This window comes from Virgibacillus salinus, from assembly GCF_900102415.1.
Lineage (GTDB): Bacteria > Bacillota > Bacilli > Bacillales > Amphibacillaceae > Lentibacillus > Lentibacillus subterraneus.
This window is the reverse complement of the sequence record NZ_FNKD01000003.1, coordinates 189,130-214,946: the sequence shown is the minus strand read 5'-3', so window position 1 is coordinate 214,946 and position 25,817 is coordinate 189,130. Positions and strand designations below refer to the sequence as shown.

General features: G+C 36.7%; 29 protein-coding genes, 2 pseudogenes and 1 riboswitch. Of the genes and pseudogenes, 6 read left to right on the top strand and 25 right to left on the bottom strand.

Annotated features, from left to right (window positions below; translation table 11 throughout):
* Positions 1–43: 43 nt before the first annotated feature.
* The 3 genes from BLS02_RS13095 to serA are packed head-to-tail and all read left to right on the top strand — an operon-like array spanning position 44 to position 3,562.
* Positions 44–820, top strand: a complete 777-nt coding sequence (locus BLS02_RS13095; protein WP_092493479.1) for an NRDE family protein — start codon at positions 44–46, stop codon at positions 818–820.
* On the top strand, positions 820–1,965 hold the full coding sequence (locus tag BLS02_RS13090; protein WP_092493478.1) for a pyridoxal-phosphate-dependent aminotransferase family protein: 1,146 nt from the start codon (positions 820–822) through the stop codon (positions 1,963–1,965). Before BLS02_RS13095 ends, BLS02_RS13090 begins: the two co-directional genes overlap by 1 nt.
* A 10-nt stretch (positions 1,966–1,975) precedes the next feature.
* Positions 1,976–3,562, top strand: a complete 1,587-nt coding sequence (gene serA, locus BLS02_RS13085; protein ID WP_092493477.1) for a phosphoglycerate dehydrogenase — start codon at positions 1,976–1,978, stop codon at positions 3,560–3,562.
* Between the two features lie 459 nt (positions 3,563–4,021).
* On the opposite strand, the gene BLS02_RS13080 is transcribed toward serA, so the two are convergent.
* From BLS02_RS13080 to BLS02_RS13020, 12 genes and pseudogenes are all read right to left on the bottom strand, one after another.
* Positions 4,022–4,840: a cupin domain-containing protein gene (locus BLS02_RS13080; RefSeq protein ID WP_439144723.1), complete on the bottom strand. Its 819-nt coding sequence runs from the start codon at positions 4,838–4,840 to the stop codon at positions 4,022–4,024.
* Positions 4,841–5,495: 655 nt separating this feature from the next.
* On the bottom strand, positions 5,496–6,272 hold the full coding sequence (locus BLS02_RS13075) for a DUF899 family protein (protein ID WP_092493476.1): 777 nt from the start codon (positions 6,270–6,272) through the stop codon (positions 5,496–5,498).
* 608 nt (positions 6,273–6,880) lie between these two features.
* Positions 6,881–7,300 (bottom strand): hypothetical protein, encoded by a 420-nt coding sequence (locus BLS02_RS13065; RefSeq protein WP_092493474.1) that lies wholly within the window; start codon positions 7,298–7,300, stop codon positions 6,881–6,883.
* A 52-nt stretch (positions 7,301–7,352) separates the two neighbouring features.
* Positions 7,353–7,541, bottom strand: a complete 189-nt coding sequence (locus BLS02_RS13060) for a hypothetical protein (protein ID WP_092493473.1) — start codon at positions 7,539–7,541, stop codon at positions 7,353–7,355.
* Positions 7,542–7,959: 418 nt separating this feature from the next.
* Positions 7,960–8,496 (bottom strand): fructose-bisphosphate aldolase, encoded by a 537-nt coding sequence (locus BLS02_RS13055; RefSeq protein WP_254788774.1) that lies wholly within the window; start codon positions 8,494–8,496, stop codon positions 7,960–7,962.
* Positions 8,497–8,526: 30 nt separating this feature from the next.
* A complete protein-coding gene (locus BLS02_RS13050) occupies positions 8,527–9,069 on the bottom strand; it encodes a GNAT family N-acetyltransferase (RefSeq protein WP_092493471.1) in 543 nt (180 codons plus the stop codon).
* A 450-nt stretch (positions 9,070–9,519) separates the two neighbouring features.
* Positions 9,520–10,053: pseudogene (locus tag BLS02_RS13045) on the bottom strand (GNAT family N-acetyltransferase).
* A 193-nt stretch (positions 10,054–10,246) separates the two neighbouring features.
* Positions 10,247–10,918, bottom strand: coding sequence for a 5'-methylthioadenosine/S-adenosylhomocysteine nucleosidase family protein (locus BLS02_RS13040; protein ID WP_092493470.1), 672 nt, complete (start codon positions 10,916–10,918; stop codon positions 10,247–10,249).
* A 163-nt stretch (positions 10,919–11,081) separates the two neighbouring features.
* The gene (locus BLS02_RS13035; RefSeq protein WP_092493469.1) at positions 11,082–11,963 is read right to left on the bottom strand and encodes a phosphotransferase; all 882 of its coding nucleotides are present in this window, start codon (positions 11,961–11,963) and stop codon (positions 11,082–11,084) included.
* A 396-nt stretch (positions 11,964–12,359) separates the two neighbouring features.
* A complete protein-coding gene (locus tag BLS02_RS13030; RefSeq protein ID WP_092493468.1) occupies positions 12,360–12,968 on the bottom strand; it encodes a class I SAM-dependent methyltransferase in 609 nt (202 codons plus the stop codon).
* A 152-nt stretch (positions 12,969–13,120) separates the two neighbouring features.
* Positions 13,121–13,321, bottom strand: a pseudogene (locus tag BLS02_RS19210) (YnfA family protein); the annotation flags it as partial.
* A gap of 93 nt (positions 13,322–13,414) precedes the next feature.
* Positions 13,415–14,194, bottom strand: a complete 780-nt coding sequence (locus BLS02_RS13020) for an HAD family hydrolase (RefSeq protein ID WP_092493466.1) — start codon at positions 14,192–14,194, stop codon at positions 13,415–13,417.
* Positions 14,195–14,290: 96 nt separating this feature from the next.
* On the opposite strand from BLS02_RS13020, the gene BLS02_RS13015 reads away from it, so the two are divergent.
* Positions 14,291–14,662, top strand: a complete 372-nt coding sequence (locus BLS02_RS13015) for a YuzC family spore coat inner layer protein (RefSeq protein ID WP_092493465.1) — start codon at positions 14,291–14,293, stop codon at positions 14,660–14,662.
* On the opposite strand, the gene BLS02_RS13010 is transcribed toward BLS02_RS13015, so the two are convergent.
* The 3 genes from BLS02_RS13010 to BLS02_RS13000 form a co-directional block, all read right to left on the bottom strand.
* Positions 14,659–15,096: an RDD family protein gene (locus BLS02_RS13010; protein ID WP_092493464.1), complete on the bottom strand. Its 438-nt coding sequence runs from the start codon at positions 15,094–15,096 to the stop codon at positions 14,659–14,661. The two genes, BLS02_RS13015 and BLS02_RS13010, sit on opposite strands and share 4 nt — an antisense overlap.
* Positions 15,097–15,370: 274 nt before the next feature.
* Positions 15,371–15,922 carry an alpha/beta fold hydrolase gene (locus tag BLS02_RS13005; RefSeq protein ID WP_092493463.1) on the bottom strand — a complete coding sequence of 184 codons (552 nt, stop codon included), beginning with the start codon at positions 15,920–15,922 and terminating at the stop codon, positions 15,371–15,373.
* A 92-nt stretch (positions 15,923–16,014) separates the two neighbouring features.
* Positions 16,015–16,806, bottom strand: a complete 792-nt coding sequence (locus tag BLS02_RS13000; RefSeq protein WP_092493462.1) for a helix-turn-helix domain-containing protein — start codon at positions 16,804–16,806, stop codon at positions 16,015–16,017.
* A gap of 200 nt (positions 16,807–17,006) precedes the next feature.
* Positions 17,007–17,112, top strand: a riboswitch (SAM riboswitch).
* Between the two features lie 74 nt (positions 17,113–17,186).
* Between BLS02_RS13000 and BLS02_RS12995 the strand changes: the two genes are divergently transcribed.
* Positions 17,187–18,308 carry a methionine biosynthesis PLP-dependent protein gene (locus BLS02_RS12995; RefSeq protein ID WP_092493461.1) on the top strand — a complete coding sequence of 374 codons (1,122 nt, stop codon included), beginning with the start codon at positions 17,187–17,189 and terminating at the stop codon, positions 18,306–18,308.
* Complete coding sequence (locus BLS02_RS12990; protein WP_092493460.1) at positions 18,305–19,498, top strand: aminotransferase class I/II-fold pyridoxal phosphate-dependent enzyme; 1,194 nt, start codon at positions 18,305–18,307, stop codon at positions 19,496–19,498. Before BLS02_RS12995 ends, BLS02_RS12990 begins: the two co-directional genes overlap by 4 nt.
* Positions 19,499–19,544: 46 nt before the next feature.
* Here the strand turns inward: BLS02_RS12990 and BLS02_RS12985 are convergent, their stop codons facing one another.
* The 10 genes from BLS02_RS12985 to BLS02_RS12940 form a co-directional block, all read right to left on the bottom strand.
* Positions 19,545–20,102 (bottom strand): hypothetical protein, encoded by a 558-nt coding sequence (locus tag BLS02_RS12985; protein ID WP_092493459.1) that lies wholly within the window; start codon positions 20,100–20,102, stop codon positions 19,545–19,547.
* Between the two features lie 318 nt (positions 20,103–20,420).
* Positions 20,421–20,714 carry a DUF5316 domain-containing protein gene (locus BLS02_RS12980; RefSeq protein ID WP_092493458.1) on the bottom strand — a complete coding sequence of 98 codons (294 nt, stop codon included), beginning with the start codon at positions 20,712–20,714 and terminating at the stop codon, positions 20,421–20,423.
* Between the two features lie 21 nt (positions 20,715–20,735).
* The gene (locus tag BLS02_RS12975; protein ID WP_092493457.1) at positions 20,736–21,293 is read right to left on the bottom strand and encodes an isochorismatase family protein; all 558 of its coding nucleotides are present in this window, start codon (positions 21,291–21,293) and stop codon (positions 20,736–20,738) included.
* Between the two features lie 102 nt (positions 21,294–21,395).
* Entirely contained in the window at positions 21,396–21,707 is a 312-nt protein-coding gene (locus BLS02_RS12970) for a hypothetical protein (RefSeq protein ID WP_092493456.1), read from the bottom strand.
* A 168-nt stretch (positions 21,708–21,875) separates the two neighbouring features.
* Positions 21,876–22,400: a hypothetical protein gene (locus BLS02_RS12965; protein ID WP_092493455.1), complete on the bottom strand. Its 525-nt coding sequence runs from the start codon at positions 22,398–22,400 to the stop codon at positions 21,876–21,878.
* A 232-nt stretch (positions 22,401–22,632) separates the two neighbouring features.
* The gene (locus BLS02_RS12960; RefSeq protein WP_092493454.1) at positions 22,633–23,055 is read right to left on the bottom strand and encodes a VOC family protein; all 423 of its coding nucleotides are present in this window, start codon (positions 23,053–23,055) and stop codon (positions 22,633–22,635) included.
* Between the two features lie 95 nt (positions 23,056–23,150).
* On the bottom strand, positions 23,151–23,372 hold the full coding sequence (locus BLS02_RS12955) for a helix-turn-helix domain-containing protein (RefSeq protein WP_092493453.1): 222 nt from the start codon (positions 23,370–23,372) through the stop codon (positions 23,151–23,153).
* Positions 23,373–23,382: 10 nt separating this feature from the next.
* Entirely contained in the window at positions 23,383–23,865 is a 483-nt protein-coding gene (locus tag BLS02_RS12950; protein WP_092493452.1) for a DUF2975 domain-containing protein, read from the bottom strand.
* Positions 23,866–24,202: 337 nt separating this feature from the next.
* Entirely contained in the window at positions 24,203–24,898 is a 696-nt protein-coding gene (locus BLS02_RS12945) for a VOC family protein (RefSeq protein WP_092493451.1), read from the bottom strand.
* A gap of 541 nt (positions 24,899–25,439) precedes the next feature.
* Entirely contained in the window at positions 25,440–25,796 is a 357-nt protein-coding gene (locus BLS02_RS12940) for a hypothetical protein (protein WP_092493450.1), read from the bottom strand.
* Positions 25,797–25,817 lie beyond the last annotated feature (21 nt).

Below are 25,817 nucleotides of genomic sequence, written 5' to 3'. Positions count from 1 at the left end.
TTCTTTTTTACGTATAATGAATAAAAAAAGGAGCGATCCTACGATGTGCTTAATCAATTTTCAGTTTCACGAGCATCCAAACTATAAATTAATAGTTGCTGCAAATCGGGATGAGTTTTACGGGAGACCAACGGCGCAAGCTCGCTTTTGGGATGATGAACCGAACATTCTGGCTGGACGTGATTTAGTCCAGCATGGGACCTGGCTTGGCATCACAAAACAAGGAAGATTTGCAGCATTAACAAATTACCGTGACCCTGGGCAACCAGCGACTGGTCAACAATCACGTGGTGATATAGTCAGGAGCTATTTAGCAGAAGATGCAACACCACAAAATTTTCTTGAATCATTAAAAGTAAACAAGCATAAATATGCAGGATTTAATATAATTATTGGAGACACAGAGCAAATTTTGTATTACAATAACATACAAGATAAAGTCACAGAAATCAATGCAGGTACACACGGACTTAGCAATCATTTTTTAAATACACCATGGCCGAAAGTCACGAAAGGAAAGATGAATTTACATAAATATACAATGACCCAAGAAAAAGTCCAAACAGATAAGTTATTTCAAATCATTTCTGATGCCGAAGAAGCTAAGGATGAAAACTTACCGGAAACAGGTGTTGGATTAGACCTTGAACGAAAGCTCTCACCGTTATTCATCAAGACACCTGAATATGGCACCCGCTCCTCCACTGTTTTGCTAGTAGACAATAATAATGAAGTGACCTTTGTTGAACGTACATACGATAAAGGAAAGTTTGCAAAAGAAAATCAATATAATTTCCAACTACAGAAAGGAGAAAATTGATGTTATCAGACCAGCAATTACTAAGAATTCCCGGACCAACTCCAATTCCCCCAAGCGTACAGCGCGCCATGAGCCAGCCAATGATTGGACATCGGGGTCAGGAAACAAAGGAATTACTTAAAAGCATTAAACCAAAACTAAAACCCATTTTCGGAACCGAACAAGATGTTGCGATTATCACCGGAAGTGGAACAGCGGGTTTGGAAGCAGCAGTTGTCAATACGGTTACCCCCGGGGATGAAGTGCTAGTCATCGCAACAGGTGCTTTTGGTGAACGTTTCGTCAAAATAGCTGACGCATATCAAATAAAAACGCATCGTTATGATGTTGAATGGGGAGAAGCCGTTACACCTGGCGCTATTAAGGAATACCTTACAAAATATCCAGCGATAAAAGCTGTGTTTGCCACGTTTTGCGAGACATCCACAGGTGTCCTTAATCCAGTACAGGAACTTGCCAAAGTAGTACATTCACATTCAGATGCATTATTTATTGTCGATGGGGTGTCCTGCATTGGCGGTGTTGAATGCAAAATGGATGAATGGGGTATCGACCTATTGGTTACAGGTTCTCAGAAAGCAATGATGCTTCCCGCTGGTCTAACATTTATAGCTGCAAGTGATCGTGCATGGAAAACGATCGAGCAGAATGAGCAGCCACGCTTTTACTTAGGCCTGAAAAAGTACCGTGATAACCTGGAAAAAGATTCAACACCATTCACCCCTGCCTTATCACTTTTATTAGGGCTGGAACAGGTTTTAACACTCATGAATGAAGAAGGCCTGGAACAAATTCACGAGCGACACCGGTTAATGATGGAAATGACCAGAGCCGCTTTTCGCGCCCTGGATATTCCTCTATTAACGAGTGATATCGCCGCCTCCCCTACCGTAACAGCGATTAAACCCGCTGATTTTGAAGCGGAGGCATTGCGAAGAGTCCTTAAAGAAGAATTCGGTTTAGCTGTTGCAGGTGGCCAGCAGCATATGAAAGGTGAAATCTTTCGGATTGGCCATATGGGCTACTGCTCTCCAGCAGATGTACTGCAAACAATTAGTATAGTAGAAATTAGCTTACGAAAAATAGGTAAAGACATTGAACTAGGTAAAGGAACACAAGCTGCGCAAGAAATATACTTAGGTTAGGGGTATTAACATGTCATTTAATATATTAATTGCAGATCCGCTAAGCGAGGAAGGTTTACAGCCTCTACAAGATGCGGAAAATATGAATCTTGTAATCGAAACGAATCTATCGCCAGAAGAATTAGAGAGCAAAATTGGCGATTTCGATGGCTTACTAGTAAGAAGTCAAACACAAGTAACACGCAATATCATCCAGAAAGCCAAAAATCTTAAAATCATCGGACGTGCAGGTGTCGGCGTTGATAATATTGATCTTGATGCAGCAACCGAAAATGGCATTATCGTTGTCAACGCTCCAAACGGGAATACGAATTCTGCTGCAGAGCATACGATGGCCATGATAATGTCGTTATCCAGAAAAATCCCTCAAGCCTATTATGCACTTAAAAATCATCAATGGGACCGGAAAAAATATGTCGGTGTCGAGCTAAAGAATAAAACACTAGGGATCGTCGGGCTTGGCAGGATTGGTACAGAAGTTGCTTCCAGAGCCAAAGGGCAACGGATGGACGTTATGGCATATGACCCATTTTTAACTGAGGAGAAAGCAGATAAAATGGGAATTCGCTACGGATCAATTGAAGATGTTTTAAAAGAAGCAGACTTTATCACGGTGCATACACCTTTATTAAAGGAGACAAAGCATTTAATTAATGCTGAAGCGTTCCAGCAAATGAAGCCTGGAGTGCAAATTGTTAACTGTGCCCGCGGTGGAATTATTGATGAAGAAGCTTTATATAACGCTATTGTTGATAAAAAAGTAGCCGGTGCCGCACTGGACGTGTTTGAAGAAGAACCGTTCCATGACAATAAGCTACTAGAGTTACCGGAAGTATTTGCTACACCACACCTTGGGGCTAGCACAATCGAAGCACAGGAAAATGTTGCAATCGATGTCTGCCAGGACGTTATCGGCTTTTTAATGGGAGATTTAGTCAGAAACCCAGTTAACCTGCCATCCGTTCCAAATGAAATCATGAGCAAAATCGAGCCTTACTTCAACTTAGCAGAAAAACTTGGCTCATTCCTCATTCACTTAACTGACGAGGTTGTTGAAGAAGTAAACATCTATTACGCTGGCGATTTATCTGAAGTGGAAGTTGCACCATTAACGCGAAATACAGTAAAAGGGCTACTGACCCGACATCTCGGCGACCATGTAAACGATGTGAATGCCCTCTACCTTGCTAAAAGAAAAGGAATTAACATCAACGAAAATAAAACATCCCGGACCAGAGGCTTCACAAACCTGCTGACAGTAGAAGTGAAGACAGCAACAGAAACAAGAAGTGTGGCAGGAACTCTATTAAATGGCTTAGGACCAAGAATTGTAAAGGTGGATAAATACAGTGTCGATGTAACACCAGAGGATCATATTGTTGTCATTTATCACCAGGACCAACCAGGTGTTATCGGTAGAATGGGAAGTATCCTAGCCCAGCATCATATCAATATTGCAACAATGCAAGTGGATCGAGTAGACATCGGCGGAGAAGCAATTATGATGCTTAAAGTTGACCGGCATATGGAACAAAAAGAATTAGACGAGTTAAAATCCCTGGAAGAAATTCATGAAGTTACAGCAATAGATTTATAGGGTTGCAAATAGAAAAAGCTTGATTTCGTTCCCTATCATAAAGATTGAGGCTCATTCAAATGCACCGTAATGTTACGGTGCATTTTGTTTATCAAAATTACCTGGCTCATCATGAACCCGCTACTCCTATTTTCTCTGTCATTTAGCGGAATGAGGATCCGTGTGCTGATTGATATGAATCCTCATTCCGCTATTCGCCCAAAACTCCTTGATTTGAGCTTGTTTCGGTTCCTGGTTCCGTTATTTGCACTTTTCGGCCTCACAATTAACTGTTTTTAGGCATTTAACGGAATGAGGATTCATTTGCCGATTATCACGACCGTATCATTAGAAGAAAGATTACAATTGAGCAGTCCTTAACCTGCTACATTTACTCGTTGGAGATAAGCCAGGTTTTCTAATACAAATAAAAGGGGTGCCAATGTTACAACCCCCTTACTGTTGAAAATAAATATATTACTACATATTTTTACTTTGCTGAAGAAGTTTGGATTCTCCTGTTCGTTCCCATTCTTCTACAGTTTCATATGCTGTTTCAGGAGAATATCCCTTCCCTACAAGAACTCCCATCAAAATAAATTCCTGGAGAATATGAGTTGCATTTATTCCCCTTCGTACATCTTCTAATCCTTCCTCCACCAGATATTCTGTATGCTGCACCCATTCATCTGGCGTCTTTCCTGAAATAACTGTATTTCCATTCTCATGCTCTTCTTCAGCTGCCATAGCTTCTGCTTTGGTAACATGAACTGTGCCAAACGGATGGTTAGGAGGAGCATATATTGAGTAAAGTCTTAGAGGGATATTACCAGTATTGGTCAGGTTATGCCATGATCCAGCAGGTATTAGTATTGCAGAATCATCATAGACATTTCGTTCAAAGGTTAAATTATCTCTACTGTTACCCATCCTGACAATTCCTTGACCTTGTTCTACACGTAAAAATTGATCAACGTCAGGATGCATTTCCAAACCGATATCCTCACCGACATTGATACTCATTAAAGTAACCTGCAAATGTGTCCCCGTCCATAAAGCAGTACGAAACGTATTGTTTTGTCTCGTTGCTTCATTAATATTAATGACAAAAGGATTCGAACCATAATCTTGCAATTTGGCACCGTTATCACCTTTGTGAGCGTAGAACGATCCAAATCTGTCAGCATGTTCTAACCCATTAGGCAAAGTGCCGTTAATAGACTGTCTTCCATAGTTATACATTGGTACATTAACAACATAGTAAGGATGTTGATACGGATACATATATGGATAATAAATTTTTCTCAATCCCTTCACAATTTATAAAATTATCCTATGCATCTGTTAAAATAATGTACTTAGATTCAAGGGTACTTTTTTAAGTAATGATAACAGTACCAACTTAGACTTTGCATTCGTTAAAGGGATTCTTATGAAAGCCAATTTTGCTAACTGCATAAGTGCAATTAAGGCAACTCGCCTAAAGGCTTGCACTCTAAATAACAACCACTCAAATTAATAATTCATTATTGCATTACCATAGCACTGATAATTTAGTTACATCATAAAATGTAATTATAAGTTTTGTGATAGGAAACCGAACCCGCTAGATGAATTCTTAATAGGTCACTTGTGAAGTACAAATCAGTGATGCACAAGTTACATCTCATCTATAATCAAGTAATATCCACTATTAATCTTACAGTAAAAAATGACTTGGATATTTCTCCAAGCCATTTTTCTTTCTATATCTCTTGTTATTAAAGCCCCCGTTAGTTGAGGAAGCAAAGAGACGCTAATTAAACAATCGCGCCCGATGATTAAATAAAGTAAAATTAAGTAGATTGCTTTTGATACAATTGTGTTGTATAGCTTATTGTGCCTGAAACAACTATCTTGAGGACTTTCATCACGCTATATTTTATTTTTCAGTTATCCCGAAGGAACCCCTAGGTCACGGCTTGTCTTGGCAGCAGTGTCGATCGGCGGCGGTGGCCGTGGTGTTAAGGTCGTCGGAGTGTCCGGCCTCAAGCCGAGACCATTGGGCGGTCGGGCGGCCGTCCAGCCTAAACTGACCACCTTTGGAGCCCCAACGCTGAGGCCAGCCCTCGGGCGAATCCTCCCAGAACTCCTGCCGGCCGTAGACAGTCAGGTCCAGCAGTCCGTACGACGGTGCCATCAGTTCGTTGCCGCGGCCGGTGGTCCAGTAAGTCTCGTAGACCTTGTCACCGTCCCGAAGATAACTGGCCAGGACCCCGAAATGCCGGTCTGCGATCAACCGGTCCACGGCGTCCTGGGGCACCGAGTACCAGGGAACCGTCCAGCCCATGAAGTCACGATACCGCGAGCTCTCCTCGTACGGCCCCTGACAGAAAGTCGCGTAGCTCACGTCTCGCGAGTTCAGATAAGACAGCTCGTTGATGTGGGTCGTGGAGAAGGTGCAGCCCTCGCACTGCTCCGCGGCGGGTCTGCCGGTGTGCCACATGTGGTAGTACGCGATTAGCTGGCGCCGGCCCTCAAACGTCTCCAGCAGCGTGACCGGGCCATCTGGGCCGATCAGCGGGATGGTCGAGTCCACCTCGACCATCGGCAACCGCCGTCGGGCCGCTGCGATCGCGTCACCTTCTCGTGTGTGTGCCTTCTCCCGAATCCGCAACTCATCTAGTTTGGACTGCCAGGTGGTTCGGTCGACCACGGTTGGCAGCGCAGAGGTTTTGTAATTATGATTCATGGAAATATCTCCTTTCACTATTATTTACCTACACACCTGATAGTTTATCAAACATAAATACAAAGAACTTCTTCTCAATTGCTAAAAATCTTCTTATTCAACATAATGGCCGGATCGTATTGTGGAACAAAAAATAAATACCACTCTTTAGCTATCCTGCTGCTTTAACATAAGATATTGAACTATCGCACCCGTTAATAAAAAAACTTAACTGAAATAATTTATTAAGTTTACTAATTTTTTTGTTATAATGCCATATTCTGAACTATTACTATCAAATGCTTGAATACTTACCTTGTCATCATCTAATTGGTTCCAGTTATTAAAATTCTTATACCAAACTTTAAATCTATCGTTAATTTTAATAATTTTTGCTACTTGTTCAGAAATAACAACGGTTTTAATTTTTTCATGGGATCCCAATAAGAAGTTTGATTTATGCTGCTGTAATGGCTAAGAACATCGAAGTCATACCAATTACAAGTAATCCACACATTACTAATTTCTTACCTATGTCACTTTTAAAGTATAAATAAACAAACCCTACATAAATAACGGTAGTAATTGAAAAAAATGATATACCTGATAATAGTTTTTCGTTTGTGTAATCACCCAAGATAAAATGAAGAATTGTTATAGGATACGAAATAAGAGCAATTAAAAAGTGGAGTTTTTTTGTAAGCATTAAATTCCTCCTCTCCAATCGTAACCAGTTCTTTTTCATAATTCCCTTTAATCTCGATGGATACCTTCTGTTCCATTTTTAAATCATTAAAAGAATCTACTTCACCCTTTACCACTGTATCTTCCTCTGCTTGCACTAGAAATGCCTCAATGTTTTTTTCGTTTTCGTCAAAATCCATTGTTTCCATTTGGTTTTCTGTCAATGTATCCCCTACATAGACTACTACCGTATTATTCTCGTGGTTTACCCCGTGTATTTTACCTACTACAGACACAGTCTGATTGTTTGCACACCCAGTTAACAACAAGGCTATAACCATAATCATCCCAAGATAAAATCTCATAAGAACCCCCTTATTTCTTCTTGACGGATTGCACCCGCTAGCTTATTTTCCTTCACATCTCGGGTGGACGTTGTTTTCTTTTTACCTCTTCAATTTCTTTTTTAATTTTAGAATTACTTTTTTCTTTATTTTTTTGGATAGTGTGTTTTGATTTACTACTATTTTTGTCTCTCATAATTCCTCTAATAGTCAAGACAATAATGAAAAGGATGATAATTGAACCAATAATATTTAACCACATTTAAACAGCCTCCTATTGAACTTTAAATGCCAGTTAGTTCAATATCTATATATTTAATGTTAACATAATATTCCAATTCGTAATCGAAAATTTCTGAACAAAAAGACAAAAGAAAAGACCGACTTTAACGTCAGTCTGCTTATTTAACTATTGCACCTGTTTGTTGAACGTGAATTTATTTTTTACCACTAGTGATATCATCATAAGGAGTAAAGTCGTTATTGGGTACTTTTTTCTTCCTAATTATTTTATAGGTTGTAGAAATTACAACAAATATTATTAGCCCTATGAATATGTAAACCATAATTCACCCCACATATAGATTTAAAATATATTATTTTTATCTGCATTACTTGCTACACTATCCTGCTAGTTAGTGCAATTAGCCATCTCTTATTAAACAATCGCACCCATCGCTTTAAGAACTTTGGTTGTTATTAAATTTAACTAGATCACTAACTTGATATTCCTTTTCAAAGGTCTCTCCTTCTTCAATGTCTAAATAAAGTTTTAAAGTGATTGAGTTAAAAGCCTTCCTGATTTCTTCCTCATTCAACCCTTTGGAGTAAAAAACAAATTCACTCTTATATCTTGCAAAATTTTCACCATCGGAATTCTCTTCATAACCTTCTCCAAACCAAAACCTATCTTTATCATCTATCGAGTTTACAGCTTCCTTCCAACTTTTCCGTTTAGGAAATTCAACTTTTCGTGTAATGTTTGCAGCGTGTTCAACTTCAAAGTTGAAAGTAAATTTGAGAAAGTCATCTTTTTTAGGATTGTTTAATCCAGTAGTTCCAACATTATCGAATTCCTCTTTACTCAATTGTGAAATCACTGCTTCGGTAGTAGTTTTTGGTTCCTGGGTATGACTACAGGCAGCAACGAACAGAACTAAGACTAATAACCAAAATAAAAACCACAATTTTTTCATTAAAATTAACTCCTTATTCAAGAAAAAACACCCTTTAGTTGAAAAAAATTGTTATGTTATTTCTTTCCATTCGTGTTCCAAAACGCTATATAGTAAAGAATCTCGCCAACTATCTTTTATTAACAAATCTTCACGAATTCTTCCTTCTTGTGTCATACCAACTTTTTCCATTACTTTTGATGAACCAATGTTTCTAGGGTCACAAGTAGCATAAATACGATGAAGTTTAAGTTCTTCAAAACCAAAATTAATCAATAGCTTAGCAACATCTGTTGCAATGCCTCTTCCCCAATAATCTGGATTCACAATATAGGCGACTTCTCCAACTTTGTTAGTGAAATCTCTAATGTTAAACTCCCCAGCTCCAATCATATTTTTATTATATACAATTGCAAAAACTAGCCTTGTTCTCGGTTCTTGGGTTCCATCTTTAATCACCTTATTAATAAACCCTTTTGAGTCTTCTTCTGTATTAGGTCCCCAAGGTTGATATTGACAAACTATATCTTGTGATGCGTATTTATGTACATCAATCCAATCATTTTTAGTGAATTCCCTTAATAATAGCCTTTCATTCGAAAGAGAAACCTTAATGTGTTCGATTAATATCCCCTCACTTCTAATAACTTTTTTCTACTAAGCTGCCATTGGTTCAATAAGTAAGGTGCTTGATCCTTCTTGAAAATAAGCACTTGTTACTTGAATAGCGAACGCCTACACCTTTTTGCTTTTTACGAGATGAATAAACCAATATAACGCTATCCAAGGTAATATAAATCGAGTTGTCCACTCAAATAAGCTAACAATAATTCCAAACCCATTATAATTGAGTGAGGTTAAAACAATAAATATTACAACTAAGCTAATTGTACCGTAGAATAAATACCTCATAATTAAACACCCTTTTTTTAATATTGCTAATTACTTCCTAAACAAAAAGGAAATGGCTTATTACTCTTAATGAATCAACGCACCCGATAGTGAAATAAAATCCTGGTAGAAATCAACCCTTAAACACTAAAATTAAATCGGCTTTAAGTTCTCTTAAGTTTTTATTATATCAGTTTTAAGGATACTCATATAAATTCGGTTTACATATTTTCCGTTTTTAAAGACCTCATCCCGTAGTACACCATCTTTATAAAAACCTACCTTTTCATAACAACGAATCGCTCCTATATTGTCTGAGTCAACAGTAAGATAAACTTTGTGTAAATTTAAACGACTAAATGCAAAGTTAACAAGAATTTCGACTACCTCAGTTCCATAACCCTTTCCCCATTCTGATTTTTCTCCAATCCACAATCCTAGCTCAGCATTGCGATTTCACGGATTAATCTTATACAATTGTGCGTTTCCAATGGACTTATCCTCTTTATTAATAATTGTAAAGTAGACACTTTTATCATTTGATTCAGCATACTTTCGTGTCCGTTCTCTGACTGTATTAGGAGTTAAAGGGATCCCATTCCCAGATGGTAAAGTTGAGTTGATTTCAGGGTCTGATAACCATTTAAACCGAAGTTCCCAATCTTCTTCAACAACTGGTCGGAGTGTTAATCTTTTACCTTTCAGCATAAAACCACCCTAACTTTTTCTTCTTATACTATCCTGCTAGTTAGTGCAATAAGTCATCTCTTATTAAACAATCGCACCCGTTAGTATAAGTGCATTTTTTCACAATCTTGCTATTAAAAGTAGAACAAAGGAGACTCCATTAGAGGAGAAGTTTCATCACCAATCACAATCTTTCTATTAACTTCAAATTTATTTAAATAAATCTCTTTAAATATTCGCCAAATATTTTGTTCATAACTTTGGGGGTGTTTTCTAAATAAATATTAATTTGTTCAATGTTCGATTCGAATTTATCAGAGTTACTTTCTTCTATTGGAAAATCAGATATTCCTTTTATAATAATGCACTCAACATCATTCTTCTTACATATATAAGCAATTGCACTCGCTTCTGTATCGGCTATTATTATTTTGTTTTCTTTAAGTTCTAAATAGTCCTTCCGCATAACTACTGCTTTATCAGCGGTGCCAATTGTTCCGGTATAAAAATCATTTCCATATTTTGATAAATCAATATCGACTATGAAGGATTGTTTAATAAAAGGCTCAATTTCTTTTACTGTGCAATCATATTGAACGGCTTTATCGGGTACAAAAATATCCAAATTACTGAACTTATCATCTATTCCTGCACATGTTCCAGCAACGATTACTTTAGTTAAATTTAAATTAGAAATCATATACTGATTACCACCAACACCATTTACTTTTCTTACACCGGTACTATAAAAAACAAGCTCAGTATTATTAATTGTTCTCATGAAATACTCGCCATAAGGATAACCGAAACGTTCGTTATCTTTTATGCTAAAGTATTCCAATGTCGCTTCATATTCCCACTTCGTCGCTATACTTATTCCTATCATTGACTTATCACCCTACTTTTTGTAATTAAAGAAATATAATCCACTAATACCGACTTCTTGCAAATCCATAATTATATAGGTTTTTTAAGCTAACCTGCTTCTATAATTGAACAAGAATGCAATTCCTTATTAAAGGAAAGCACCCAATAGTTGAAAAGAACGACTAAAATAGCTCCTTGTGGTTTAACCATTCTTTTAAATCCTCATCACCCTGAACAGATAATAATCGATACAAGTACCGATAAGGTGTTCTAACCTTTGATAAATTTGGTAATTCTAATACTTTTTCATAACCAATTTTAAAATCGATAGCTGATTTCTCATCTAAAACATATTCAAGACCAATAAAATCAAATTCTCTAGGAGCGATAACATATGCTTCTGTATCGACCAGTCCAGATATTACTTTACCATCAGATAAAAACTGTGTAGGGTCTATATCAACTAGCACAAATGTAGAATATTCAGGACTTGGAATATCTTCTAATAAGTTCTTAATCTCAATTAGCTTATCCTTAATATCCTTTTCTTCTTTGTAATATCTAGAAACTAATTCAGTCATTGTATCCTTTAAATGTTGATTGAATTCTTCCAATCCAATTTTAAACATTCCAGATGGGGACCCAACATAATTTTTTCTATACTTATGTATTTTTGCTAATCCCTCTCCTAAACTTTGCACAACAGAAGATGGTTGCTCAACAAATGATTGGACAACCTCACCTGTTAACTTTTCTACAACCACAAATTCCCTTGAAAAACTTTTCCCTTTATTTAATACTCTAGGTACTGGCATAGAAGTTATATTACTTAGTGTATTATTTATGTTTTCCAATTCAAAAACTCGTCTTTGGTCAATACCAAATATGTTTTTGCATCCCCACCAAAAATCATTATTAGGTTCTTCAGTCATTCGAGAAGTACGTACAACTACCTCTTTTTTTTCTGTTTTAACCAACCATACGTCGCTAGCGTGGTCTTCATATCCTGGACTTAACTCTTGAACTTCTATAACCTTTTCTTCAAACAAAAAATTCAAATCCATAAATTAGTTCCTCTTTTTTGTAATAGTCCTATAACATTGCTCGTGTTTCTTAAACTATTCTGCTGCGTTAGTTTAAGTGTAATTCTTCACAATTTCTGTATTTATTTTAACATAAATACCCATATTCCCTTATATAAATTTACTGAAAATTACAATTTACATTTAAATTCACACCATAAATCTCATTTTTCTCTTGTGAATTATTTTGTTAATAGACATTAAAAACTCTTTCGAATTTTGATATAGCAATAAAAATACACACGAGATTTCGCTTGTGAAATCCCGTGTGTTATATTGTGTTTTTAATGTTTGCACCTCTGAAATGAACGCGTTAGATCTGAACGTTATATGCAAAATTATATTCCTTATTAAACTGCCATTAGCTAATTCGAACTGTTACTTTGTAGGTTTTGCCCGAATTAAATAAATGATATCTGACCAATAACGTTCGATTTGATCAACCTGAAGACTAGATTTTCCAATTATTTTATCGATATTTCTGTTACAATGACATCCAGATATTTTAGTATGTAGTGGGTCGATCATTTTTTGGGTGAAGGAAAGTAATGGATTAGAGCTCAGACCATGTTCCATTAACAATATAATCCCATCCTTACGGCACCAACTGTTGAATTTACTTAATGTTGCAATTGGGTCAGGATAACTGCAAAGTGAAAGCGTTGATACGATGCTATCAAAAGAGTTGGGTTCTAAAATTAACTCATCAATATCTTCTTGTATAAATTTTGCTTTCACCTGAGAAATTGATGCTGCTCTTTTGGCACTCATAATCATCTCTGAACTAAAATCAATTCCTGTTATCTCAACGTTATTCCGATCATAATAAGAAAAGTTCGCTCCAGCTCCAATTCCAACTTCTAAGACCTTTCCGTATGCGTTTTTTATTATTTTATTTCTCAATCCGGCAAACTTTGGATTAGCGCGTTTATTTTCATATATTTTTACTTGTTTATCATATTTTCTAATCAGTTTTTCTTTCTTCATTTGCTCACTTCCTGAAGGGTTGACTTAGATTTTTCATCTGGGCTTTACCATATATATAAGATAATTTCAATATTATTCATAACTCCTAGAGTAATAATAAACCGCGTACTTAGGGGTACACGGTCAAGTAAATTGTCTTGAAGTATTTTCCTTTACTGGCGAGGTCCAAATAACATCACTGCAACACCAACTAAATCATATAAATAAGGAGTTTTCTTATCAATGCCTCATCCCCATAAAACGGATAGGACAATAAAAACGCCACCGTACGCTGCATAAACTCTACCGAACGATGTGAAGGTTTGAAATGTAGCTATTACGCCATATAAAGCTAGTGCAATCCCACCACCAACACATTGCATAATCACATCCTAAAGCCAAAGGTGTATGCCATTGATACCTAAAGATAACCGCTTAATCCTCCAGTGTACTTCATTATCCATGATTTACCGTTCCAGCAACGGCAATAGCTCTTTCAATGCTCCAATCTCATATGTTGGCTTCACTTCAATACATTCTTTGTCATGACGGTTAACCCAGACGGAATCTATTCCAGCACGCTTAGCTCCAAGTATATCTGTACTTAAATTATCCCCAACCATTAATACCTCATCCTTCTGCACAGCAAGAAGCTCAAGTGCATGTTCAAAAATTGCTGGGTCTGGTTTTCCTTTTCCAAAAGCCCCAGAAACAACAATGTGCTCAAAATAGGTCATGAGTTTTGGTGTGATATCAAGCTTAGTCTGTTGTAATTCGGGGGATCCGTTCGTTAGCATCAGCAGTTGGTACTCCTCTTTTAACTGATCAAGCACCTCAAAACTATCCTCATATACAAAAGCATTTTTCTTTCGCATCGCAGGAAAAGTTTCTGCCAGCTGATAACCGAAATCCGGATCATCAACTCCTAAATCATGCAGTCCTCTCGTCCAGGCTTCTTTACGATATTCTGGAACAATTTCTTTCAATTTGTGAAAAGACTCCCCCTCATCCCGAAAATCACCCCATAGTCCTTCAAACGGATTTATTCCAATCATCTTTGTAAAATCATATGTATCATAGGATGCATACAACTCCCGTGCATTTTCACGAACTTTCTCTTCTAGCTTAACAGGATCAATATCATATTTTTGCTTTGCGAGTTCACAAGTGGCTTTAAAAGCCTCTTTTACACTTTTTTTGTCCCAAAGCAAGGTATCGTCAAGATCAAATAAGAGTGCTTTGATCATTTAATCAGCATCCTTTCCATAAATCCCCGCTCATTCCCGCAAACAAGTTCTTCTGCATATAATTAAATGGATGTATTTTACAAGGAGGGTTTTTTTATGTATTACGTCAATTATCCAGGTTATTATTATGTACCATATTATCCCAATGCCACATATTGGCCAGGTCGCCAGCAATATCCGCCTGTTGACGCCAACCTGTTAAATCAATCAGCAAATGAAACGAAAAAACTAATGGATGACGCGAGCATTGTTCTTAATAAACTTGCAGAATCACAAGAATATGATGCAGAACTAATGAAAGCTGCTCAAGTTTCAGATACCGCAAAGGTTGAGCAATTAATTCTCTCTACAGGCATTACATCAGACGTTGATATTAATTACAATCCTGATGGCTTACGACTGGAATTCAAATCACAAGTTGCTGACATGGATTGCTGTAAGCTGCGAATTGCATTACGCTGGCGTTAAATTCGATAAACAACTCTCGTACTGCAAATGATATCATGCAATCCTTTCTTTTCTTCATTCCATCCTGCCATCAGAAAGCCAATACCAAGTGGAAGTGCTGAGAGAAAATACGCAAAAAATCTTCCAATTGATTTCAGCATGCTAATTTGGGTCATCTCTACATTAAGCACTTGGATCCTGCATGCTAATTTCCCTGGTGATCCTTTATACTTGCTTGCAGTGAAAACAATTATAAAAACAACGACATAAATTAGATTTGATATGTCTTCGGATGGCGATGAATACCAAGTATTTGCTTCGTTACCTGGTGAACTGAAAAAACGTTCGTCATTAATTAAAATAGCTATAATTGCTCCTATTATATATATCAAAATTCCATCAATTATGTTTGCCAGGAATCTGATCCAGAACCCAGCTGGTTTATATTTTTCCATAAAAATCTACTCCTTTTATCCATAAATAGTCATCACCTAGTACATACCCACTGTTCAGATAAAGTGTATGTAAACTACGCTGCTAAAGTATATTATTCACTATTGATTACTTTAACATAAAAAACCCTTTAATTATTAAATCTAAATAGAATTTGCCCCAACGTTTAAATAGTAACCAAGCCTAAATTCCTGCCCTAAAAATTAAAGAAATGAAATATAAGAGGGAGAACCCCTCAGAGTATCTCCCATCCATATTTATTATTAACTTATCAATCTACAGACCTTTAATATCATTCACAAGTTCAGGCAATCCATTATAAAATAAATGTCCCCTGCTTTCAATTGCTCGTGGAGTTGCAGTTAAAAGTTTTTTTGTATAATCCTTAAAATGATCAAATGAAACTACTTCATCATCGCGACTGTGATAGAAAAACACTTGTGGTATAGGGGGAAGCATTGCAACAAAATTTTCGGAGAGCGTAAATTCTTCACTCTCCCAAAAACCATTTTTACCCCAGTATGGTGCTGCGACACTGTGTAAACTGGATATCTTAACTTGGCAATCTTCTTCAGATAGATATTTTAATAATACCGATCCACCCAAAGAATGCCCAATCAAAATAACTTCACCTTCTAATGCCGCAAACTCTTTGTTAAGCTGCTCCTTCCATGCTGTATATTCCGGGTTTTCCGGGTTAGGCATTTCAGGAATTATCAAATTATATTCAGCATTTAGTTTATCTTGCAAATACACTATAAAATCAGAGCTTCCTTCGTGTTCACCTTGTGGTCCAGCACTATGAATGAATAGTATTTGTTTTTTCACGTTGCTCCTCCTTATAATTAAAATTTTTATTAAAGAACATCCTTGTGAAATGCAAGAACAACATATCCTGTAAATATTGGATTATGAGATTGCTAATTCTTTAATACTCGATTTAGAAAATTATTCATTAAGAGAGGGATCGACACTAGGATCGGAGGATCATCAAGTTGTGGTTCACGAAGTGTCACATGTTGATGCGGAACAATTGTGTTTCTCTTAATAATTATCGGGGCCTTCAACCTGGCGCGTAATGTTGAGTACGGGAGCAGTATATCCCTTGCCTGCATTTCCCAGGATACAGATGTAGCCATCAAGTAATACTTGCCAGGTTTGACACCTGTAAAACAAAAAGTACCCAATGAAGAAAGTAGCGTCCCATATAAAGGAAGGCCTTCTGGAATCGGTTTTGCAAATAAGCCGATAAGAATAACCCCTTCAAAAGAAGCATCCGCATGAACGGTCCCCTCGACCTTTGCATGTGTATTTGAAGTTAATAGTAAACTATCAGTCCAATCATTTAGCCCCTTTAACCTGCGTAATCGATAGTCTGCATGAACCGCTGAATTCCGAAATTCAGCCGGTGTTACGCCTATACGTTCAGTAAATCTAGTTGTAAAGGTTCCTAAGCTTTGTTGTCCAATCTCCATTCCTATATCACGAACACTTAAATTCGTATGTAACAATAAGTCTTTTGCTTTTTGCAAACGGAGGGAAGAAACATAATAATGTGGCGGAAGGCCAGTTTTTTGCTTAAATATACGGGAAAAATGATACGGGCTATAAGCTACATACTTAGCTAGATGAGAAAGGGGCAGGGGCTCTTGGATATTTTCACGAATGTACTCAATCACTGCATCAATTTCTACAGCATATTGGTCAGTCATTGTTTCTACACCTCCATGGTAAAGTATTCAATATTCTCTATAAAAATTCCTTCTCTATTTTCGAAAATAATTCCCATGATATTTTTCTAACAGAAAAACGGAAATGGCTGAATAAACCAAATAAATTGCAATTATCTATTGCATTATCCAATCATTTGTATTAAAGTAAGAAAAATCAAGTATTTAACAATTACATATATTTCTTATCAAGAGAGACGGAGGGATTGGCCCTGTGATGTCTCAGCAACCCGCCATAACTGGTCCGGTGCTAAATCCAAAAGGTAACAAGTTACCTGAAGATGAGAAGATTGTTTGCGCTATTAGGGACCTTCTTCTTATCTAGAGGGTCTCTAATTTTTTTCATGAAAAGGATGATTAATATGTCAGATAAAAGTATCCAAACCAACTTAGCACAACTAGGCAATAATAGTGATAAAACGACAGGTGCAGTCAATCCGCCTATCTATTTATCAACAGCATTCCAGCATGAAGGGATTGGCAAATCTACTGGATACGACTACACACGTACAAAAAATCCAACGCGAGCTATCTTGGAAGAAGGAATTGCAAAGCTGGAAATCGGTGATAGCGGCTATGCCTGCAGTTCCGGAATGGCAGCCATCCAGTTAGTTCTTTCCATTTTCCGTTCAGGTGATGAAATCATTGTTCCAGAAGACATTTATGGTGGTACATACCGTTTACTTCAGCATTACGATGATGTCTATGATATAAAGACAACCTATTCGGAGTTTAAAGATGTTGCCGTGACTGAGAAATTAATCACACCAAAAACGAGAGCATTATTCATTGAAACCCCAACAAACCCGTTAATGCAGGAAATAGATATTAAGGAATATGCAGCACTTGCTGATAGACATGACCTGTTACTCATAGTTGACAACACATTCCTGACTCCTTATTTCCAGCAGCCGCTTGAACTTGGCGCTGATATCGTAGTTCATAGTGCAACTAAATTTATTGGCGGACACAATGATGTTCTCGCAGGCTTAGTCGTTGCGAAAGGAGAGGCAATCTGCGACAAATTGGCTACTATCCATAATGCTTCAGGTGCTGTTTTGTCCCCTTTTGATTCATGGCTGATTATTAGAGGCCTCAAGACACTTGCACTAAGGATGAAGCAGCACGATGAAAACACACGGAAAATAGCGGAATACTTAGCAAATGAACAAGGAGTTACTGACGTACTGTATCCGGGGAAAGGTGGAATGCTTTCGTTCCGCCTTCAGAAGGCAGATTGGGTTGAGCCCTTTTTAGAACGCCTTAAATTGATTACTTTTGCAGAAAGCCTTGGCGGGGTTGAAAGTTTTATTACGTATCCTGCAACACAGACCCACGCAGAGATACCGGAAGAAGAACGAGCACTCCGAGGAATCGATAACCGGTTATTACGGTTTTCTATTGGCATTGAACAAGCTGAAGATCTAATTACAGATTTGAAGAACGTATTTTCATCATTGAAAAAGGGGGAAGACAAGGAATGAGTAATAACAAGGATCAATTGGAAACAGAACTAATTCATGCTCCATCAAATTTGGACGTTGAACAGAGAACAGGTGCCGTAAATGTGCCGATTTATCTGTCATCAACCTATCACCAGGAATCCTTTGATGCGTTTGGGCCATTTGATTATAGCCGTTCGGGAAATCCGACAAGGCAAGCGCTGGAAGAAAAGATAGCCCAATTAGAGGAAGGTGCCCGTGGCTTAGCATTTGCTTCTGGAATGTCTGCCATCTCGTCATCCTTTATGCTGCTTTCAGCTGGTGACCATGTTCTAGTATCAACGGATGTGTACGGAGGTACTTACCGATTTGTAACTGAAGTACTTACTAAATTTAAAATTGATCACACCTTTGTAGATATGACAGACCTAACTGAGGTTAACGATGCAATTAAACCCAATACAAAAGTCATCTATATCGAAACACCGTCAAACCCATGTCTAAACATTACTGACATTAATGGAATTGTTAAAATTGCCAAAGCGAATGACTGCCTAACTTTTCTCGACAATACTTTCATGAGCCCACTTTACCAGAAGCCAATTAACCTTGGTGTGGATATTGTGCTCCATAGTGCGACTAAGTTTTTGTCTGGCCATAGTGACATTATTGCAGGTCTGGCTGTTACAAACACAGAAGAGCTTGGGGAAAGGTTGGCCTTTATTCAAAATTCCTTCGGCTCCATACTTGGCGCACAGGATTCCTATCAGTTAATTCAAGGCATCAAAACGTTAGGTTCCCGTCTTAAGCAATCATCTGAATCAGCACTGAAAATAGCTGCCTATTTAACTAATCATCCATTAATTAAGAACGTATTTTATCCTGGATTACCTAACCATCCAGGACATGACCTCCATAACAGCCAATCAAAAGGTTCAGGGGCAGTCCTTTCGTTCGAAATAAAAGATTCAGTTAAAGCGAAAACATTTGTTGAACAAATTCGCCTGCCAGTATTCGCTGTAAGTCTTGGAGCAGTAGAAACTATTCTTTCGTATCCAGCTACTATGTCTCATGCTGCAATGCCAAAGCAAGAAAGAGATAAACGAGGGATTACCGATGGATTATTCCGATTTTCAGTCGGACTCGAACATGTGGATGATTTAATTTCAGATCTGGATTATGCATTACAGGCTGCGTCGCAACAAGTAAAGGACCCACATGTTGTTGGATAAAAATTAACAGTAGGCGTGATTCTTTATTACAGGAATTGCGCCTATCTTAATAAAACTCCTCCCCACTAACCTTTGAAACAGCTTTACAAAACTTTGTCCACTTCTTTGGATAATGGTTACTGCCAATTTTAATTTCACAATGTGTATCATATTCTATATCTAACCGCCAATATGAACCGTCCATAACACCATCATGGTTGTACTCCTCCGCCCAGTTAACAAAATCACATTTATATAATTCAGCTAGAAGCCATTCAATACTTTCCTCACTCATAGTGGCTATCTGATCAGATTCGTTAAATTCTCCAAACACAAGCGCACTACGAACACGCCTACCCTTCAGGTCAATCCTCACCCTCTGAACAGAACCATAATCCATATATCCACCACTTTGTATATCAATAAACCGAATCCGCTCATAAATTTTTCGTCCTCTGTACTTCTTCCATTCATGATCGCAATCCTTGCAATGATATTTAGCATTACCAATAGTGATCGGTCGAAATGGTGCAGGTTCCATCTGCTTGTATTCCTGGCCAATGTCATATGTATCTTTTGATTCGCACTTCGAACAAACAGGCGAAACAATACGGAAATTACTCATAGAACTCTCTCCTTTGCCTACACTTTCATGCTAAACACCTGTATGTTCCTCTTTCATGGCATGGATTAATATTTATTTTTCCGTTTTTTGATATACTTTTGTGTCCATAACCCTGCATTAAAAAACGATAGAATCATAGCGAAGTAAAAGAGTCTCCTATTAAACATAAATTCCCTTCGCTAGTAAACTCATTATATGGCAACTAATATTGATATGATAAATTGCCCCTTCACAGATTTAACCATTGTACCCCTCCATATGTACCCTCAACGTGCTGTTTCCTTGTAAAAAATAATTGGCCCAGATGGCAGTGGGCGACTATATATTTAGTATAATTAAAATGATTAATAAGCTAAAGTTGGGGACACCAATTATTAGTAATCTTGTAACCCATTTGTTTTTGTCCTGTCTGTCTTTTTTGGTCTCCGTATGATAATTAGCTCTGTTTCTGTCACCATCAACAAAAGCACCTGTTAACAAACCTGATAATACTAAGGGAATAACTGCCGCTGCAGCTATAATCTTAAAAAATAAGTTCCAGTCACCAGTGAAAGTGCCGATCAACAGGGCAATAATAGTAAAGATTACACCAATACCCAGATATTTTAACAACGTAATCCCCCCTTTGTTTAGTTACCGATATTTATCGTGAGTAGGGTTAAATAAATCCTCTTCTGTATTTCTAACAATTGAGAAATTGTCTACATTATCATGACCATGAAGCGTTTCATTGTGATGAAGGATTATTTGTTGTGCAGTTAAGTTATCGGAGTCAGAAGTAGAATGTCCATCTCCAACTAAAGTAACGTCAAAATGATTGACCGTCGCTGTCCTGACAGCCGTATCAATACAATGTTCCGTCTTACATCCCATTATTACAAGATGCTCTACGTTGTTTTCATTTAAATGTTTGAGTAATGGAGTACCATGAAATGAATTTGTAGCAGCTTTATCAAATACGACAGCAGTGGATGGCACTCTAATATTGTTATGTATTTGAAATCCAGGACCTTCTCCATTCGAAACATCTAAATCTCTAATGAACACAACGGAAATACCTTCTTCTATGGCCTTTTCAATAACAGTATTAATGTTACTTACGACTTTTTCCTTCTCAGAAACTTCCCGTTCCTCACTACTGCCTTCCATCAAATCCTGTTGTGCATCGATTACCAGTAAAGATTGCTTCAATAGTGTTCTCCTCCTTAAGGCTACTACCTTATAATAAATTTTTAGTATACTTGTCATTCGTTAAAGGGAATCTCATGCAAGTGAATTTTGCTATCCTAACTGCTAAAAATACTTAATAATCATCAAGACTAAACTGAAAATAGTATATAAAAGAGACCCATAAAACACGACACCCACGTCTATTTTCATTTCATCGTTTTTTTGAATTTTCCAGCTTGATTCACTTGCTTCAAAAGTTGCTGCTTTTGATAACGCTCCCCCACTACTGTTAAAGAAGTAAATTACAATAGATATCGCCAGACCAATTAAAAAACTCCACTCACTATATGAAAAAGAAATGATTACACTAGCAGCCCATATAATTATGCCGATAACGATTGAAGACAATAATGAAAAACCAATAACCTTCTTCACACATACCCCCTCCTTCTCTTATTTCTTACGAAGTCACAAGAACGAAAGTTTCAAGTAAACAGAATTTTCTTTAAAAACGGATCGGACTTACCAATGCAATAAGACCGTCAAGTCATAATAAAGTGCGAGGCCGCCAACATCACATTGCACCCATTAATGTTAATTATTTTAACCGCCAAATGTACTCCAAGGTTCTTCAATACGAATTAACATATCTTCTATTTTATGTTCTTCATTTAAGTTAGCTTGCCCGTTCACCGTTTCAACTTCTGATGATTCACTGCCATTTTTTCGGTACTGTAATTCAATGGAGAAATTATAAATTATTTCTTTAGAATCTGATTTTTCGTATTCGATGTTTTTCACCTCTAGTTTGTATTCATTTCTTATCGGTTCAATCCATAATACTGAACCGTAGCTGGAAATGTATTCTTGGTAGGATGTTTCATCTGCAAAATAATCTTTATACAGGTTTTCTTCATATTGTCCTAAAGCCTCAAGTTTCCCCTCGCCTTTTAATATTTGTTTCAACTCATCATCCGGACCTGTAAGGTTGTTCTGTAATACAGCTTCAATTGTCTGTATATTTTCATCATGAGTTTTCGTTTCTGTTTTTTCGGTACAGCTAACTAATATTAAAAGTAGTATAACAAATAAAGCGGTTACAAAAAATTTGTACGTCCGTTTCTTCATATATCCACCTCCTTTATGAGTAATACGATCACTAACGTTTATAAGTTTCGGAAATAATGTAATCAGACAATCCATAAGATGAGTACGTACTAAACCAACAAAACTACAATGACTTACTAGGTTAAGATAATAATAAGAAGCAGTTAATCAGGCGCAATCCCTAGTGCAAGAATTGCGCCTTTTCTTTGATTGATAATGGAGTATAGAACTTAATGCTACACTCCATTTCTGTTTAGTTTTGATCATCAGTTACAATTGTGAATGTTACGCCAAACTTGTCCGTTAAATAACCCTGGGCAGGGGTGAAGGAGGTTTCCTCCAAAGGACCGATGACTTTTCCGTCCTGTTGCAAGGCTTCAAAAATTTGTTTGGTTTTTTCCACATCATTCGTTGTCACATAGATAGCTGCTTGATTTCCTATTTGACGAGAAAACCCCGGAGAATCGTAAATAGCAATATCTGTTTCACCAATTTTTAACCTTGCATGGGCCACAAGGCCCAAGATTTTTTCTGGGAATGACATTCCGGGAAACTCTGGAATCTCTCCATATGTTTGGATAGAAAGGACTTTTGCATCCAATACTTTTTCATAAAATTGGATCGCTTCCTTTGCATTTCCATCGAACATCAAATGAGGGATAGCTCGTAATGTCATCAACAGTCAACTCCTTAATTTATTAATTATTCTTTTTTTATAATAGCATAATAATAATGATTTGATTTCTTCAGATTTGCTATCTTATTAGGCTGTTATCCTTGAATGTCGTCGTCACTTTTGTATTCTAAAATGTCTCCAGGCTGACATTCTAAAGCCTTACAAATTGCCTCTAAAGTTGAAAGCCTGATTGCTTTTGCCTTTCCATTTTTTAAAATAGAAAGGTTAGCCATTGTTATTCCAACCCTCTCCGAAAGTTCTGTTACGCTCATTTTCCTTTTAGCCAGCATCACATCAATATTAATTATTATTCCCATGGTATTCACCTCAGACCGTTAAATCATTTTCTGATTTTAGATTAATAGCTGTTTGCAAAAGTCTTTGGAGCACAGCAGCAAAAACTGCAATCACCATTGAAGCAAAGATAATGACCATTCCCATTAATATACCTGGTGCGTCGTCTGCCTTTGTAAGAAGATATAAGAATGGCATTTCTACAACATACAGAACAATGATTATGATTGCGCAGTATTTTATATTTTTTAAAGCCTTAACAGATAATTCCGAGAAAGCCTCGTTCTTGTCAATATAGCCTAAAAGTTTTAAAGTCTGATACAAAGCAAAGAAAAACGGTATCATTGCTGCATACATTCCGATTAATATTGGATATTGCAAATTAGTCAGCTCAGGAAGCTGCCAATATGGGGAATTTGGGTCAAACCTGGACAACCCAACTATACACACAGTAAGAACTGGAGTTCCAATAAGAAAAACAGCTATCTTTAAAAAGAGTGTTGATCCTCGTTTCATAAAAAGCACCTCATTAAATTATTAGTAATTTGATTTTAATACATTATTTATTGAATTTCAATAAAAAATTAATATTTATTAATATATTATTATCGTATTACCTTATCTTAACTAAAAAAAGCATTTCTTATTACTAAGAAATGCTCCACAACTTTAAGCTATTCAAATGTGCCTTGGATATCTCAAAGAAATATTATCTTCTCCAACTGCCCAAAAATAAATACCAGTCTTGTACCCATTTGGTCCAATAAGCTTATTACTCTCTCTTCCACTTCAAGCAGTAATGACTGTTTCAGTGCTATTTCAAATATTCGTGGATATTTGTTTAAGTATAATACTATTTTTTGTCGTCATTCTTGTTAACTTCTAACAAATTATTAGAGTTAATTGCAATTCTATCGTTATTAGTTGTTATAATTTCAAGGGGATATATGGCAGATAATTTATCAGAGAAAATCCATTTTCTTTCTGGTTGAGTAAGTATAATAAATATTCCCTTTGAGCTATCTCCCATAAAATTAAGTGTTGTCGAGGTTAGAGGTGAATTGTCTCTTTCATGAATTCCAATATCAATTAGCCTCTCACCTGCATCTATTGCATCATCAACAGTCAGCCCTATTTCACTAATGTTTAACACGCCCTTATCAGCTGAGAAAGGTTCCACCATTTCTTCAGATATAGAATGCCTTGAAATGAATTCAACTATATTACCTGCAGGGTCATAAAAGTATAGGGCATGTGCAGGAAGATGGGAGAAATCTGCTTCATCTTCGCCATCTTCTACATTTAAACTAACTCTTTCTTTGACCCATGATTTCGCTTCATCAAATTTATTAGACGGAATATTAAAAGCAAAGTGGTAATAGGGTTTACCTTTTACGTCCTCTGATGTAAACTCTAATTCATTTGAACCAATTACAATTCGAAAGCTGTTTTCATCTTCATTAATTAAAGGGAACCCGAAACTGTCAACATAGAACTTTCTCATTTCTTTAATACTCTCCGTATGTAAAGTTACTGATTTAATTTCCATTATTTTATCAAACTCCTTTAATAAATTTTTAATGACCTGTATATGCAATGTAATACATTTATGCTAATAAATAAAATACTGAGTTTTAATCACAAAATATAATAAATAGTTATATCATTACTATTATTTTCTTTTAGATAATTTCAATTTAAGACTGAATGATGCTTCATCTAAAATAGATTTACCCTTTTCGGTTAAATGTATCTCAATTAACCACCTTTCTCTTTTCCTGATAAATTTTTGTAGATTCGCCTCTCTCCATCCTTCCAAGCAAATTACTTACAGTTGCTGTTCAAACTCAATTTTTTCAGCTTACAACTTCCATAACACCTTTTTACGATCCATATTAACTGAAATGGTCAACAATTGTTTGTTATAGTATTTTCTCTCATGTTTAGCATACCAGTATTTAGTATACTAACAGTCAAAAAATTATTCGTCTCATTTTACTAAACTCCCTTAGCAGAATACAAAAAGACCATCAAATCAGCTTTAATTCGATGGTCTTTTTACATTACATTTATTTGTGGCATCTCAAAGTTCAATCTGCTATGACACCTTTGAAAACCATTCCTTGATCAAGGTCAATAACTTCGAGTACATTCGAACTTTTCACATAAACACTTTTATATTGCGCGTGTCCATCTTCATCTTTTAGAATGATTACTCGCGTCTGTTTATTATCCTCAATGACTTGAGCCTGGTAATCATCTGAATCTACCTGTTCATCTAATACAGTGAATTCTGGCAGCACTTCAACCTGAATACTTTTTTCGGAAACTTCCACATTAGCATTTGATTTTTTTGTTTTATCTATTGGTATTACACTGGCATCGGTTATACTTCCTGCTGACAATATTAGTGCTCCTGCAGCTGTAGTCATAAATAGTGATTTCATATGTTTTTTCTCCTCTTCTAT

What these genes read in the sequence shown, in the direction of transcription:
- BLS02_RS12945 (WP_092493451.1), bottom strand. Translation starts at nt 24,898, where the DNA reads ATGGAAATTAAATCAGTAACTTTACATACGGAGAGTATTAAAGAAATG.
- BLS02_RS13040 (WP_092493470.1), bottom strand. Translation starts at nt 10,918, where the DNA reads ATGATAGGAATAAGTATAGCGACGAAGTGGGAATATGAAGCGACATTG.
- BLS02_RS12955 (WP_092493453.1), bottom strand. Translation starts at nt 23,372, where the DNA reads ATGGGAATAATAATTAATATTGATGTGATGCTGGCTAAAAGGAAAATG.
- BLS02_RS12940 (WP_092493450.1), bottom strand. Translation starts at nt 25,796, where the DNA reads ATGAAATCACTATTTATGACTACAGCTGCAGGAGCACTAATATTGTCA.
- BLS02_RS13030 (WP_092493468.1), bottom strand. Translation starts at nt 12,968, where the DNA reads ATGAAGAAAGAAAAACTGATTAGAAAATATGATAAACAAGTAAAAATA.
- BLS02_RS12960 (WP_092493454.1), bottom strand. Translation starts at nt 23,055, where the DNA reads ATGACATTACGAGCTATCCCTCATTTGATGTTCGATGGAAATGCAAAG.
- serA (WP_092493477.1), top strand. Translation starts at nt 1,976, where the DNA reads ATGTCATTTAATATATTAATTGCAGATCCGCTAAGCGAGGAAGGTTTA.
- BLS02_RS13010 (WP_092493464.1), bottom strand. Translation starts at nt 15,096, where the DNA reads ATGGAAAAATATAAACCAGCTGGGTTCTGGATCAGATTCCTGGCAAAC.
- BLS02_RS13020 (WP_092493466.1), bottom strand. Translation starts at nt 14,194, where the DNA reads ATGATCAAAGCACTCTTATTTGATCTTGACGATACCTTGCTTTGGGAC.
- BLS02_RS12950 (WP_092493452.1), bottom strand. Translation starts at nt 23,865, where the DNA reads ATGAAACGAGGATCAACACTCTTTTTAAAGATAGCTGTTTTTCTTATT.
- BLS02_RS13015 (WP_092493465.1), top strand. Translation starts at nt 14,291, where the DNA reads ATGTATTACGTCAATTATCCAGGTTATTATTATGTACCATATTATCCC.
- BLS02_RS13000 (WP_092493462.1), bottom strand. Translation starts at nt 16,806, where the DNA reads ATGACTGACCAATATGCTGTAGAAATTGATGCAGTGATTGAGTACATT.
- BLS02_RS13095 (WP_092493479.1), top strand. Translation starts at nt 44, where the DNA reads ATGTGCTTAATCAATTTTCAGTTTCACGAGCATCCAAACTATAAATTA.
- BLS02_RS13065 (WP_092493474.1), bottom strand. Translation starts at nt 7,300, where the DNA reads ATGAGATTTTATCTTGGGATGATTATGGTTATAGCCTTGTTGTTAACT.
- BLS02_RS12985 (WP_092493459.1), bottom strand. Translation starts at nt 20,102, where the DNA reads ATGAGTAATTTCCGTATTGTTTCGCCTGTTTGTTCGAAGTGCGAATCA.
- BLS02_RS12990 (WP_092493460.1), top strand. Translation starts at nt 18,305, where the DNA reads ATGAGTAATAACAAGGATCAATTGGAAACAGAACTAATTCATGCTCCA.
- BLS02_RS13075 (WP_092493476.1), bottom strand. Translation starts at nt 6,272, where the DNA reads ATGAATCATAATTACAAAACCTCTGCGCTGCCAACCGTGGTCGACCGA.
- BLS02_RS13035 (WP_092493469.1), bottom strand. Translation starts at nt 11,963, where the DNA reads ATGGATTTGAATTTTTTGTTTGAAGAAAAGGTTATAGAAGTTCAAGAG.
- BLS02_RS12965 (WP_092493455.1), bottom strand. Translation starts at nt 22,400, where the DNA reads ATGAAGAAACGGACGTACAAATTTTTTGTAACCGCTTTATTTGTTATA.
- BLS02_RS13090 (WP_092493478.1), top strand. Translation starts at nt 820, where the DNA reads ATGTTATCAGACCAGCAATTACTAAGAATTCCCGGACCAACTCCAATT.
- BLS02_RS13060 (WP_092493473.1), bottom strand. Translation starts at nt 7,541, where the DNA reads ATGTGGTTAAATATTATTGGTTCAATTATCATCCTTTTCATTATTGTC.
- BLS02_RS12995 (WP_092493461.1), top strand. Translation starts at nt 17,187, where the DNA reads ATGTCAGATAAAAGTATCCAAACCAACTTAGCACAACTAGGCAATAAT.